Origin of the sequence: Halobaculum sp. MBLA0143 (assembly GCF_041361465.1) — an archaeon.
Taxonomy (GTDB): Archaea; Halobacteriota; Halobacteria; order Halobacteriales; family Haloferacaceae; genus JAHENP01.
This window is the reverse complement of the sequence record NZ_JBGKAC010000002.1, coordinates 181,498-194,810: the sequence shown is the minus strand read 5'-3', so window position 1 is coordinate 194,810 and position 13,313 is coordinate 181,498. Positions and strand designations below refer to the sequence as shown.

At 68.3% G+C, this 13,313-nt stretch carries 9 protein-coding genes; 5 read left to right on the top strand and 4 right to left on the bottom strand.

The genetic code is table 11. The features are described from left to right. Positions 1-84: 84 nt before the first annotated feature. Entirely contained in the window at positions 85-957 is an 873-nt protein-coding gene (locus tag RYH79_RS16360) for a hypothetical protein (RefSeq protein ID WP_370901300.1), read from the top strand. Between the two features lie 4 nt (positions 958-961). Continuing rightward, complete coding sequence (locus RYH79_RS16355) at positions 962-3,862, top strand: DEAD/DEAH box helicase (RefSeq protein ID WP_370901298.1); 2,901 nt, start codon at positions 962-964, stop codon at positions 3,860-3,862. A 439-nt stretch (positions 3,863-4,301) separates the two neighbouring features. Here RYH79_RS16355 and RYH79_RS16350 read toward each other — a convergent pair whose 3' ends face one another. The 3 genes from RYH79_RS16350 to RYH79_RS16340 form a co-directional block, all read right to left on the bottom strand. Continuing rightward, positions 4,302-6,143: a S9 family peptidase gene (locus RYH79_RS16350; RefSeq protein ID WP_370901296.1), complete on the bottom strand. Its 1,842-nt coding sequence runs from the start codon at positions 6,141-6,143 to the stop codon at positions 4,302-4,304. Between the two features lie 152 nt (positions 6,144-6,295). Continuing rightward, complete coding sequence (locus RYH79_RS16345) at positions 6,296-7,000, bottom strand: CPBP family intramembrane glutamic endopeptidase (RefSeq protein ID WP_370901294.1); 705 nt, start codon at positions 6,998-7,000, stop codon at positions 6,296-6,298. Continuing rightward, a complete protein-coding gene (locus tag RYH79_RS16340; RefSeq protein ID WP_370901292.1) occupies positions 6,997-7,584 on the bottom strand; it encodes a TetR/AcrR family transcriptional regulator in 588 nt (195 codons plus the stop codon). Before RYH79_RS16340 ends, RYH79_RS16345 begins: the two co-directional genes overlap by 4 nt. Before the next feature lie 200 nt (positions 7,585-7,784). Between RYH79_RS16340 and RYH79_RS16335 the strand changes: the two genes are divergently transcribed. Next, on the top strand, positions 7,785-8,237 hold the full coding sequence (locus RYH79_RS16335; protein ID WP_370901290.1) for a pyridoxamine 5'-phosphate oxidase family protein: 453 nt from the start codon (positions 7,785-7,787) through the stop codon (positions 8,235-8,237). Positions 8,238-8,441: 204 nt separating this feature from the next. Continuing rightward, positions 8,442-9,851: a carotenoid oxygenase family protein gene (locus tag RYH79_RS16330; RefSeq protein ID WP_370901288.1), complete on the top strand. Its 1,410-nt coding sequence runs from the start codon at positions 8,442-8,444 to the stop codon at positions 9,849-9,851. A gap of 281 nt (positions 9,852-10,132) precedes the next feature. On the opposite strand, the gene RYH79_RS16325 is transcribed toward RYH79_RS16330, so the two are convergent. After that, on the bottom strand, positions 10,133-10,780 hold the full coding sequence (locus RYH79_RS16325; protein WP_370901286.1) for a hypothetical protein: 648 nt from the start codon (positions 10,778-10,780) through the stop codon (positions 10,133-10,135). Between the two features lie 445 nt (positions 10,781-11,225). On the opposite strand from RYH79_RS16325, the gene RYH79_RS16320 reads away from it, so the two are divergent. Further along, the gene (locus RYH79_RS16320) at positions 11,226-13,310 is read left to right on the top strand and encodes a hypothetical protein (protein WP_370901284.1); all 2,085 of its coding nucleotides are present in this window, start codon (positions 11,226-11,228) and stop codon (positions 13,308-13,310) included. Positions 13,311-13,313 lie beyond the last annotated feature (3 nt).

The following is a 13,313-nucleotide window of genomic DNA, read 5'->3' as shown; positions in this document are numbered from 1 at the left end:
AGCCAGCCACGGGTTCCGTGTTCTCATCTGAATCTGCATGTTCCCGAACAGCTTATACGACGGGGCGCGTGGGTTCGAGTTATCGTGGTCGACACTCGCGCAGCTCTCGACACCGGTGACCTTTGGCCGGACCACTACCGGGGCTACCGACTCCAGACCAACGCGGACGGCGAGGTGTGGTGGCAGCCGTACCAGGGGACAGAACGCCTCCACCTCGAACCGACGCCGACGGGACTCGTCGACCGGCTCCTCTCGGTCGACCGACTCGGCGGGCGCGTCAGGGTCACAGAGGGGAACGCCGTCGTCACCCGGGTGGCCGTCGACGACGAGTACGAGGACCGTTACGTCGGTGAACTGGAGCTGTCGGGGAAACTCGTCCCTTCGACGGATCCGGAGTACGCCATCCCAGTGCGTCCGGACGGACTCTCGTCGGGCGACCTCTGGCCGTCGGTGTACGACGGCGCGAAGTTCTCCTTCGCCGGTGACCGAGTCTGGTGGCAGAGTGGTGACGATCACCGCCGCCACCCAGTCGAGACGACACCCCCGGAGTCGCTCCGGGCGACTCTACGACGACTGAAGCCAGACGGAGGGTCGTTCCGTGTCACTCCGTGGAACGACGTGATCACGCTCGTCTCCGAGCCACCGGACCCGGACCGAGCCCGACGGCAGATTGCCGACCTCCCGCGTGTCGTCGAGAACGTGATCACGCTTCGACGCGAGCGAGGCGTCGAGATGCTCCCGGTGTACGTCGGGACACTGCCCGAGACGCCACTGGAGGTCGGCGAGAGTCGCTCGCTCACCGACCCGCTGTCGGACTCGGAGCGTGCCAGCCTGGAGTCGTGGGCGGGATCGCTCGGCTCGACCACGGAGACGGACGCCGACCGGCAGAGCGTGGACACCGGCTCGGCCGACGACGATCCGACGGAGTCTCCCGACGACGACCCCGAAGCGTGGTGAGAGCGTGACACGGCGCTTCCCGCCCCCACTGTTCGGGGTCGTCAGAGTTCGTCGACGGGTCGACACGCTGGTGGATCTCGCCGTCGAGACGGAGGGTGACCTCGACCGGGCGGCGTTCACCGAACGAGCCCGCGACCGACTCCGTGACCCCGACGGTGACCGTTACTCGGAGGCGTACCTCCGTCGGACGGTCTCGACGTTCGTCCAACTGGGCGTTCTCCGTGACGACGACGGAATCGGCCTCTGGCAGTTCGGGCACGACTACCACGCTGGCGAGACGGACCTCGAGACGTTCCTCTGGTACGGACTAGTTCGGACCTGGGTGATCGCCGGCGAGTTCCCCGAGGGAATCGACGGGCTCCGGTCGCTCCACCGGGTGCTCCGGAACGCCGACGAGCCACTGCCGACCGAGACGCTCCGGCAGCGTCTCGAACGTGACCACGACTACGGCTTCAACGACGAAGGGCTGCGTGGCTACCCGACGCTGGCGTGTGCGCTCGGGGCTGTCCGCGAGACCGAAGACGGCTACGTCGCCGCACAGCCAGAGACCTGGGCCGGTCGTCTCCGGAACGTCGACCTCCTGCCCGCGTTTCGCCGGTGGCTCCGCCGGGAGGGCCCGAAGACGAACCCACCCTCCGACCGTGTCAAGCGAGACCTGGCGAAGTACTACCTCTACCGGGAGTGCGGCGGGCACGGGCGACACCGGTCGCTGTTCGACACGTTCAGACGAGACTACCTCGCGGATGGACTCGACGGCCGTGATCCGTCTGTCCCGCGGCTCGAACGCGACGAACGGTACGTGACCGTCGAGAACCGTCGCCGAGAGCTTCGAGTGGAACTCGCCGAGACGACACCGGATATCGACGAGTCGGAGCTGAGCGGGCTCGCACTCGACACGCTGGAGACGGCCGTCGCGGCCGACACCCCCGAAGAGACCAGACGGACGGTCGCGGCTGCGGGTGCCGGACTCTCGCGGGCAGACCTAGACAACTGGGTCGATGCCTCCCGAGCGGCGTACAGCTTCCCGTCGGAGTTCGAACTCTACGACTGGCAGCGCGAGGCGGCAGACCGGTGGTTCGACGGTGCCGACGGCGACCCACGACGTGGAATCGCGCGAGTCGTCACCGGTGCCGGTAAGACCGTGATGGCGTTGGCGGTGATCCAACGGTTCCTCGAACGCACCGACGACGCCGTCGTGACTGTCGTCGTCCCAACGCGGGTCCTGATGCGGCAGTGGATAGAGGAGCTGACCGGCACGCTGAACGTGCCGGTGGACGCCGTCGGCTGGGCCGGCGGCGGTCACAAAGACGAGTTCGACGGCGACACGCGTGTTCTCGTCACGATCGTCAACTCGGCAGTCTCCGACGGCTTCCTGTCGGAGACGGTCGCCGAGCGCGACCCGTCCGAGCACCTCCTCGTCGCAGACGAGTGTCACCGTTACACGGGAGACACCTTCTCGGGCGTCTTCGACGTTCCGCGGACCGCCTCGCTCGGACTGTCTGCGACGCCACTGTCCGACCCCGGGAGCGACGAACTGACGCCCGCAGACGAGCGGTTAGTCGCCGCACTCGGTGACGTGTACTACGATCTGACGTACACGGAGGCGGTCGACCGACAGCTCGTCTCGGAGTTTCGCGTCGACTACGTCGGGTTCGACCTGACGGACGCGGAGCGAACGGCGTACGAACGACTCTCCGAGCAGGTGTCGGACGCCGTGACGGAGATCAGACGCCGGTACGCCGACCGACTGTACGAACTGTCGGGGCCGTTCGCACGCCAGCTCACGGCGATTGCCGAACACAGTGACCGGCCGACGCCCGCTATCTCCGACTTCTTCCGGTACACACAACAGCGGCGCGACCTCGTCGCGGACGCCGTCGGTCGACAGGCAGCCACGCTCGCACTCCTCCGACGGGGTATCGAGACCGACGCACAGAGTATCGTCTTCCAGGAACGGATCGAACAGTTAGAGCGGATGGTCGCGCCCGCGGAGCAACGCGGCCGAAACCCGCGGACGGGGGAGGTAACGGACGGAGCACAGCGTCAGCAGTTGTACGACCGCTACCCCGGGCTCGAACGGGTGGATCGAGAACTCGAGTCGCTGTTCTTCGACGCCGACTACAAGCCCGTCATGTACCACTCTGGCCACCGGAACGACGCCTGGAACGAGCTTGCAATCGAGTGGTTCGACGACGATGGGTTCGCCAACACGATGCTCAGTGTGAAGGCGCTCGTCGAAGGGGTCGACGTGCCCGGTGCCGATGTGGGAATCGTCAGGGTCTCGTCCGGGAGCGTCCGCGAGCGAATCCAGACGTTCGGGCGTGTTCTCCGGGCCGGCGACGACCCGACGGACGTCGCTCGGTTGTTCGTCCTGTACGCCCGCGACACTGTCGACGAGAACATCTTCGAATCGTACGACTGGGACAGCCAGCTCGCGGGTGCGGAGGTTCGCCACCAGATCTGGGACACGGACGGCGACTGGGCGGCCGGCGAGTGGGACCCACAGACACCGTTCTCGGAGGCCGTCCGACCGGCGACCCCAGAGGAACGACCACAGCCCGGCGACGGCCCGATCCCGACCGGACCGTTCCCCGGACTCGAGCCGGGCGACTCCTTCCCGGGACGTGTCGAAGGGTACCAGTTCAGTGTCGACACAGACGGTCGCGCCTTCGAGTCCGGCACGGCCGGCCGGCGACTGATCGATGGCCCGGGCGTCGACAGGGTGGCCGACCGTGTCGTCGAGATCAAGGGCGGTGGGAGCGTGGTCGTCACAGACCACGACCACGCCGTCGTCACTACCGCCGACGGAGTGGTGTACGTCGGTGAGCTCGACCCGTCGACGTTCGAGTTCGAGGAGACCGGATCGCTGACTGACGAGGCCGGTGGACTGGAGGATCTCCTGTGACTGTCGGGTGGTCGGTCCTGCGAGCGATACTGCCGGTCGGACTGTCGTCGTTCGGACGCCTCTAGCCGGTCGATGGACGATCCTCCAGTACGCCACCGAGAATCACGTCCGTCGCCGTCGGCGGAGCGATGGTCGCCGTCTCGTCGCTCGCACTCCTGATCGTGGAGCCTCCGGGCGACGTGTGGCCGCTCGGACTCGGGTCGGACTCCCCGTCTGACGCGGACTAACTCGAGCGAGGCGAGCGGGAGCGTGACGACCGACTTCCAGGTGGTGACCGCCGAGGCGCCACGTCACCGCCGAGAAGCTACCACGAGCGACGGCGAGCCACCCCTCACCGTCCGGCGTCGGGCCGTCTGCTGGAGTCGTCCCACCCTCTCGAGGCGGAAGCTCGGAGATGGTATTCCCGATCTCCACCGGTTGTTCTCGTCTTTCGCTCGACTCAGAGGCGTTCGTCGAGGAACTCTGTCACGTGTTCGAGCGCACGGAGTCGCTGTTCCTGGTCGACGGACCCGTGTCCCTCCTCGCCGAGTTCGTGGTAGGCGAAGTCCTCCGGGTCGCTCCACCCGCGGTCTTCGAGTGCGTCTCGGAACTGTCGGGCCTGCGAGATCGGACACCGAGGGTCGTTGACGCCGTGGAGGATCCCGATCGGGGCCTCGACGTTCTCGACGTGGGTGAGCGGCGACCGTTCGCGGTAGAACGCCTCGTTGTCCTCGGGGTCGCCGAGGTACCGCTCCAGCGTCGACTTGAAGTGCGGCATCGACTCCTCGTACAGTCCCGGGAGGTCGGTCATTCCGATCCAGGCGACGCCGGCGGCCCACGGCTCGGGGTGCATCGTGAGCTGGCAGTAGGCGGAGTACCCGCCGAACGATCCGCCGAACACGGCGATCCGGTCGGGGTCGACGTCGCACTCGGCCGCGAGCCACTCGGCCCCACGCCGGACGTCGACCTGTTCCATCCCGCCCCAGTCGCCGTCGATGGCGTTCTTGAACTCCCGGCCGCGGCCGGTCGACCCACGGTAGTTCGGCCGGAGTACGGTGTACCCCTGGCTCACGAGCACCTGTGCGTAGGTGTCGAACCCGTGTTGCGCCTGTGCCGGCGGTCCGCCGTGGACCTTCACGACAGCCGGCGCGGCGCCGTCGGCGACCGGCGTCTCGTACAACAACCCGCCGATCTCCGTGCCGTCCTCGGACTCGTAGCGGACGTACTCCGGGGAGACGAACACCTCCGGGTCGACGTCGCCGTAGTCGGCCGGCAGCACCGTCCGTCGCTCGTCGGTCGCGAGGTCGTACGCGACGAGTTCGCTCCGACGGTCTCCGGTCGTCACGTCGAGGACGACAGTCGAGTCGTCGAGGAACGTCTGGTCGGGCGTGCCGGCGAGCGAGACGACCCCCTCGGGCACGTCGAGTTCGTGGCTCTCGCCCGTCTCGACGTCGTAGACGACTGGCACCTCGGCGGCACGACGCGTTCGGATGCCGAGAACCCGCTCGCCGCCGGGCAGGACGGCGGCGGCGTTCACCACCTCCGTGCCGTCGCTCAGCCAGTCCACGGTGTCGGTCTCGAGGTCGTACACGCCGATCCGAGCGGCGTCCGTGGTGTCGTCGTCGACGAGTAGTCGCTCGCCGTCCGGGAACCAGTCGGCGACGCTCGCCTCTGCGCCCTCCCGACCGACGTCGAGCCGACGGCAGTCGCCGGTGTCCCGGTCGACGACGTACACGTCCTGGTTCTGGAGGTCGTCGGACTCGTTGGCCGCACACGCGACCCGTCGCTCGTCGGGGCCGAGCGGGGCACCACGCGGCGCGACCGGTAGGTCGAACGTCGTCAGCTGCGTCGACTCGTCGGCCGCGGGGTCGAACGTGTAGAGGTTCAACTGCTCACCGTGGTCGGAGGCGTACACCAGACACCCGTCGCTGGCGACATCCAAGAGGAGTGTCTGGCCGTCCGTCTCGACCACCGGCGTCGCGTTCCCGTCCCGAGTGAGTCTGTACACGTCCGTCTGCTCGTCGCCGTCGTCGTCGCGGTGGAAGAACAGCTCTCGCCCGTCCGGGCCGTACGAGACGGCGCCGGTCGGGTTCCGCGGGACGTTCCCGTCGCTCAGCTGGGTCCACTGGTCGGGGTCCGTCGCCGTGTCGGCGGGCGCCACGTACAGCTCCATCCGGCCGGTTCGGTCGTGGTAGAACGCGAACTCTTCGCCGTCGGGCGACACCCGTCGACTGACGAACGTCGGGAGACGGGCCAACGCCTCCGGGGTCACTGCTGCCGTCGTGTCGATCTGTCCGGACATCGAATCCACCGGCCACGCCCAGGTACAAGTATTCCGTGACTACGTTCTCTACGTGCGAAAACAGGTGGGTTCCAGACGGACCCGTTGTCGAGTCGAACTCATCCGTCCGTCGAACTCACCCGTCCGTCGAACGGTGACGGACGCGCCGCGGATCACGACTCGGCGGCGGCTGCAGACTCCGTCCGGTCGTCCGTCACGGCTCGGCGAGCGAGCAGGAGCCCGAGGCCGTCGTGGAGCGCGTGGATCGCGATCAGGGCTACCACCGACGGGACGAGCAGATAGATCCCGACCAACACCGCACCCTGCATGGTGATCTCGACTGTCTCCTCCAGACCCCACCCCCTGTAGTGGACTGCGCCGAACACGACGACCGAGACGGCCCCCGCGAGCAGGTGACTCCCGGTCAGCGAGACGAGTCGTTCGACGAGGAACCCCCGGAACAGCAGTTCCTCCGTCACGCCGGCGGTGACCGCCGTGAGGAGAATCCCAGCCGTCGACCGGTCGCTCAGCTCCTGGATCGTCCCGCCGGCCGCGACGCCGTCGATACCGAACGCGCTCGTCACCCGTTGGATCACCGCACTGGCGGTGAACGTCACCACCACTCCTCCGGCCACGACGGCCACCAGCGCGAGCGGCGGCAGTCGGGTCCCGGTCAACGACCCGAGGCCGGCGCCTTCGACGGCGAACACCCACGCCAGCATCGGGACGAGCCCGAGCCACTTCGTGAGGTTCAGCGTCACCGTGTCGTCGTCGCCGGACCGGTCGGAGGGTGTCACCCACCCACTGAGCTTCCCGACTGCCCAGTCACCTCCGAGGGCGACGACCAGCCCGAGGAGCACGCTCCAGCCGGCAGTCACTGTCGATCACCCTCACGGAGACTCGCCAACAGGGTGTCTTCCAACGCGTCCCGCACTGCCGCGGGGGAGTCGTCGACCGTCACCCGGAGGAACGCGCTGTCGTGGCCGGCCACCAACACCCGGGCTACGGTCGCCGGATCACACTCGCGGAACGCCCCCGTCTCGACTCCTCGGGCGATCGTCTCCCGAAACGCCTCGAACAACGCGTCGTCTAACGCCGCCAACTCCCGGCGGATCGGCTCGCTGTCGAGCGCTGCACCGTGCAGCCCGAGGTAGCCCTCGATCGACGAGGCCGCCTCCGGCTCGTCGAGGCCGGCGATTCTCTCTTCGACCAGCCGTTCCAACCGCTCGTCCGGGTCGGCCGGCAGCTCGGACGACGACGCCTCGAACCGCTCGCGCCGTCGTGCGAGAAACGCCGCGAGCAGCCCCTCGCGGTCGTCGAAGTGGTAGTGGATCAACGACTGGCTGCCGTCGAACTCCGCGGCCACCTTCGCCATCGACAGTTCGTCGTAGCCGTGTTCGCGCAGCGCGGCCCGGGTCGCCGCCAGGATCGCCTCGCGCGTCCCCGTCGACTCGTCGCTCATGCCTCTATTGATTGATCGATCAATCAAAAGCGTTGCGCTCGACGGTTCCCACCGGTGTGTTCGCCCCGGGAGGTGACTGGTCGGCGTCGCTCGACCCGTCTGTCGGACTCTCAGTGGACAGGGGTTGTCGGGGTCGGCCGCTCTCGCCGACGTCAGTGGCTCTCCGAAGGGTCTTTCTCCAGTCGGCGTGCCACCCACGTGTGGAACTACTCGAAGACACCCTCGACGTGTCGCTCGAGGCGTTTCTCGACCGCCCGTTGTTCTGTTTCCTCGGCCAGGTCGCCGACGGCGAGCCCCGTGTCTCGCCGCTGTGGTACCTCTGGGAGAACGGCCGGATCTGGTGTCTCGGCGACACGGTGGGGAAGTCGTACACCCGGCGAGTCGAACGGCGTTCCGAGACTGCCGTCGCGGTCGTCGACTTCGACGTCCGGACTGGCCGGGTCGAACACGTCGGGATGCGCGGTCACGCCGAACTCTCGCCGTTGGAGGAGGGGCGGACGTTCCGTCTCCTCCGGCGGTACCTGGGCGAGGAGACCGACGAGTGGGACTTACGGTTCGCCGACCTCGACGACGAGCGCTGGGCGTTCGTCGAGTTCACCCCCGAGACCGTCGTGGCCCGCGACCAGTCGTTCTCTCCGAGCCTCGACCCGTGAGATCGAGGAGTGCCGGGACCGTCGTTCGTGGTGCTCGGCGAGACGACCCGTCCGAACTGACACCAGAGATACGGGGAGCTCGGAGGAGACCGTCTGCGGGAGACACGGATCGGTGGGGTGACGGCCCTCACACACCGACGGTGGGTACTCCCCATCGTACCGACAGTTCAATAGATTGATACACTGTCGTCGTCTACGATTTGTATGGGGCACGGTTACGGAGTCGGGTTTCGGTCGCTCGCGACGGAGGTGACGGACCACCGTCCCACGGTCGAGGGGGATGTCCCTTCGTGGGTGTCGGGAACGCTCGTTCGGAACGGTCCGGGGCTGTTCGACGTCGGCGACGAGCGACTCGGCCACTGGTTCGACGGGCTCGCGATGCTCCGACGGTACTCCTTCGACGACGGGACGCTCTCGTACTCGAATCGCTTCCTCCGCACGGAGGCCTACACGGACGCGATGGACGGCACCCTCTCCGGACAGTTCGGCACCGGCCGGACGGGCGTCGGGAAGGTCCTGTCGTGGCTGCGAGCACTCGGCCCACCGAAGATTACGGACAACGCCAACGTCCACGTCGCCCGGTTCGACGGCGAGTGTGTCGCGCTCACGGAGGCACCCCGTCGCGTCGCGTTCGATCCCGAGACGCTCGAGACCGAGGGGAGCTTCGAGTTCGACGACGACCTCGGCGAACACGTCGCCGCCGCTCACCTCACTCCCGACCCCGAGACCGGCGCCTGGTTCGGCTTCACGACCGAGTTCGGTCGTACCCCCGAGTACCACGTCTACCGACTCGACCCGGAGTGTCGCTCGAGAGAACGAATCGCGTCGATCGCGGCGGATGGCCCCGGGTACATCCACGACTGCAGCATCACGACCGACCACGTCGTCCTCGTCGAGACACCGCTCGTCATGCCGATCCGCCGTGCGCTGAGCCCGTTCGCCGAGGGTATCCTCGACATCCTCGACTGGCAGCCGGAGCGGGACGCGCGCGTCCTCGTCGTCGACCGCGAGACCGGTACGCTCGTCTCCGAGTCCACGCTTCCGCCCGTCTTCGTCTTCCACCACATCAACGCGTACACGACAGGTGACGAGGTCGTTTTGGACCTCGTCGAGTTCCCCGACCCCAGCATCGTCGACGCGATGCGGATCGACACGCTCGACGGCGACCCCTCGGACGTCGACATCCCGGACGGTCGTCCCGTCCGGTACCGTCTCGACCTCCGGTACGACAGCGTCGACCGATCGGTGCTCCACCCGGTCGGCGTGGAACTCCCTCGGGTCGCCCAGGACGTCGTCGGCCGTGAGTACCGGTACGCGTACGCGCAGGCGACGGACCGTGAGGGCGGGAACGGACTGGTGAAACTCGACGTCGAGACCGGTCGGACACGGGAGTGGTGGGAAGACGGTGTCTTCCTCGAAGAGCCCGTCCCCGTACGGCGGCCGGGAGCCGACGCCGAAGACGACGGTGTCGTCGTCGCGCCGGCGCTCGACAGCCACGCGGAGGAGACGCGCCTCCTCGTCTTCGACGCCGACACGCTCGACCTCCTCGCCGACGCGTCACTCCCACACGTCGAACCCTTCGGCTTCCACGGTCGCTTCTTCCACGAAGCCTAACACGCCGTTGTCCACGCTCTGTCGTGCCTCTCGGGCGAGTGCGACCGAACTCGGAGCCTGTTACCACCGGTCGCCGTCGGGAGGAGAGCGTTCGAGCCAGTCTGCCGGGAGGTCGTCCGTCACTACGGACTCGGACCCCACTTCGAGGGCGGACGATGTGGGCGGACGAAGAGGCGGACGAACGGGCGGGCGACGAAGGCGGATGATGTGGGCGAGTGAAGTGGGGGACGGTGAGGGCGGGCGGTGTGGGCGAGAGAGGGGGGGAGCCGTCGACGGCACACTCAGAGGCCGAAGTGTGTGTCTCGCTCGACGACGCTGTACCCCTGTGCTTCGAGCGCGTCGTCGCGGTACCGGTGTGCGACTCGTTGCTGTGGGACACGTCGGAGACCGAACCGCCGATTCGAGGTGTACTCCACCTCGACGACAGTGTGTCCGTCCGTGTCACTGACCGTCGAACGGTACGTCGCCCAGGGCCGGTCGTTTATGCTGACCTCCGACTCGACCAAGCGGTCTCCGTTCGGTGCGGTGTCGGTCCGCGTGTGGACGACCACGTCGGCGGACTGCAGTCCGAAGAGGTACGAGACGGAGTACGTCGCCACACCGTCGTCTGTGGTGATTTCGTCGGCGACACCCCACTGGAGTGCGAGCACGGGTGGCGTCGCCCCGGTGAACTCGTCGACGACCGCCTCCGGGTCCTCGTCCGTCCGGAGTCGAACTGTCCCCTCGGACCGGAGTACCGGGGCTCGTGCAACGACGGCCAGGCCGACGCCGACGACGGCCGCCGGGAGGAGTGAGGTCACGAGGTACGTGCCGACGAACGCGGACACCGCGAGCACGACGACGAGTGCACTCAGCGGACGCTCCCGTCGCAGGTACTGCTCTACAACGTCGAGCACTTCGCGTGATCGCTCGAGGCTGTCGGAGGGCATCGTGAGAACCACCTCCCGTGGGACAATTAGCTCTGTTGAACTCTCCCGAGACCGCTCGTCACGCCACGACGGAGTGTGTGAAGTACCTCGGGGGCAAGCCCCGAGGCACTCGCCTTGCCTACCTGTAGAGCGAGGTCTCCACAGTGTCGACTCCGCAGAACTCCGACGGAGGCGGACGACCGTTCACCCGCAGACGGGGACACCGAGCCGCCGCCGCCGAAATCCGTTCGGGCCCCGCCCGATGGGCGTGAGACTGCCGCTGTCGCTCGGGTCGGCAGTGAACCTGGCCAGGGGTCTACTGTACGCGTGTTCCCTCGGGACGGAGGCGAGTAACGGCGGTGGCGGGGGTCGACGAGTGTCGCGACGCCACGCCACTCTCGTATCCTTACTGAGAGATGGTTGCTTGTCAAAAAGCATATTTCGACAGTATTCTTAGGAGAGATCGATGACAGTCATCGAGGCCGGTGACTCGGCGATCAGGATCGAGAGCGAGAGTGGCGACTCGCTCGTCCTCGACGTGGACGGCTGGCGGTCGGCGGAGGCGACCGAGACGCCGGGCGTGGCCGAGACGGTTCCGGTCGACGAGGTCGTCTCCGGCTCGCTCACCCGGGTTCGGGCGCCGACAGGCGTTCCCGTGGTCACCTCGCCGGACGTCGACCTGGAGACACACCTCGGCGGGCGGACGGTCCTGACGGCCGCGGGCTACACCCTCTCGGACACGGTGTCGTTGCCGGCCGCGAGGTACCGACTGGCCTTCCAACGGGAGTCGCTGTCGCTGTACCTCGAGTTCGAGGCGGCCGCGAAGGTGGTCGACCGCCCGGGGGGGTCGTGGGTCGTCGGCTTCGAGCGTCCGACGCGGGTGCAGTTGGCCGTTCGAGACACCGCAGACCACCCGCGAGGGGCCGTCACGGCCGCGCCGACGCCGACGGGCGTCGCTCGGGCGCTCGCCACGCTGCCGGCCGGGCTCCGAACGGCCACCCCCGACCGCTCGTTCCCGAGTCTCCAGATCCACCCCCCGCGAATCGAGATCGGCGAGGAGACGGTGATCCCCGACGACGTCGCCGAGCGCGTCCCCGACACCGGGATCGAGGTGGTCGCCCCCCGTCGGATCGACGCCCTGCTCGTCGTCGCCCCGCTCGTCCACTACCTCTGTGCCGACCTCCGGGTGGCCGACCGCGACACCCCCGTCGTCCGGGCGCCTGCTGCCGACTTCGAGCACAGACTGGGCGACGACAACACACCTGCGGAGACGGGCGACGGACTCGACGACACCACACTGCAGCCGAGGAGCGTGTCTGCGGCTGTCGGGAGCGTGTTGGAACGGGTGTTCTGGCTGGACTGTCTCGTCCGGAACGGGGGGCCACACGGCGTCGACCTGGCGATCACAGAACGGATCCGCGACGCCGGAGTCGACCTCGACACGGAGGCACTGTACGAGGCCAGCCCGGCGGCACGGCTGGCGGCGTACTTCGAGACGGGCTACTCGGCCGTCGCGGAGCTGTTCCCACGCTGGCAGGCTGGCGCCGTCGTTCCGCCGACGGTCGAGAGCGTCCCGGCGATGCCCCGACTGGCGTTCGGTCTCACCAAGGTGTTCGTCACCGACGACGACGGGGCCGACCCGGCCGTCGGCGGCTCGGCCGGTGACGCGACCGCCCCGCCGTCGGCACCGCCCGCCACCGGGCCCGAAGACACCCGCGTCGGCTGTCGGGTCGTGACGGAGACGCCGGGGGCGCACGAGGCCACCCCCGGGGCGCTCCGTCAGTTCGAGCGAGCGACGGACGGACCGCTCCAGGTGGTCGTCGCCGATGACCGGACGGACGCGACCGTCCGCGAGCGGCTCGACGTCGACGACTCCGGTGTCACCGTCACGTACCCGTCGCCACCGACACGGGCGCAGCTCCGAGGGGCACTCGACGAACCACCGGACCTGCTCTACTGCGCCGACACCGAGCCGCCGGACGGGCTCGTGTGTCCCGAGGGGACGATTCCGGTCGAGCAGCTCCCGGAGACCGTCGCCGAGGTGGTCGTGCTCGACGCGCCGTCGTCACTGTCGGTCGGGAGCCAGCTCGTCGCAACCGACCGCGTCGCGGCGGCGGTCGTCCGTACCGACGACGGGACGAACGCCCCCCTGGGTGTCGACACTGTCCGCTGGCTGATGGCCCGTGCCCGCGTCGGCGACGCCGTCTGGCTGGCACGTCGCTACGGCACCGCCGGCGCGGACGCTCGCGTCGTCGGCGACCCGTTCCGCCAGCTCCGGGTGCCGTCCGAACAGTTCCCGTCGGCCTACTGGTACGACGGCGACGACACCGGCGACGGGGAGCTCGTCGGGCTGCAGCGACAGGGCGGCCACCTGATCCTCCAGCGCGCCCGTGCGCCGGGGACGATCACACTCGGAGGGGTACCCGTGGACACGCCGCTGTCGTCGCGGGCACTCCGCGAGGGAGTCGTGAAGTCCAGCGTGCCGGTCGTCTACGACGGCCAGGTGTACTGGGACGACGAGGGTCGACGACTCCTCGATCCGCTCGTCTGACTG

Coding starts and splice junctions, on each gene's coding strand:
- RYH79_RS16350 (WP_370901296.1), bottom strand. CDS start 6,143: ATGTCCGGACAGATCGACACGACGGCAGCAGTGACCCCGGAGGCGTTG.
- RYH79_RS16340 (WP_370901292.1), bottom strand. CDS start 7,584: ATGAGCGACGAGTCGACGGGGACGCGCGAGGCGATCCTGGCGGCGACC.
- RYH79_RS16330 (WP_370901288.1), top strand. CDS start 8,442: ATGGGGCACGGTTACGGAGTCGGGTTTCGGTCGCTCGCGACGGAGGTG.
- RYH79_RS16325 (WP_370901286.1), bottom strand. CDS start 10,780: ATGCCCTCCGACAGCCTCGAGCGATCACGCGAAGTGCTCGACGTTGTA.
- RYH79_RS16320 (WP_370901284.1), top strand. CDS start 11,226: ATGACAGTCATCGAGGCCGGTGACTCGGCGATCAGGATCGAGAGCGAG.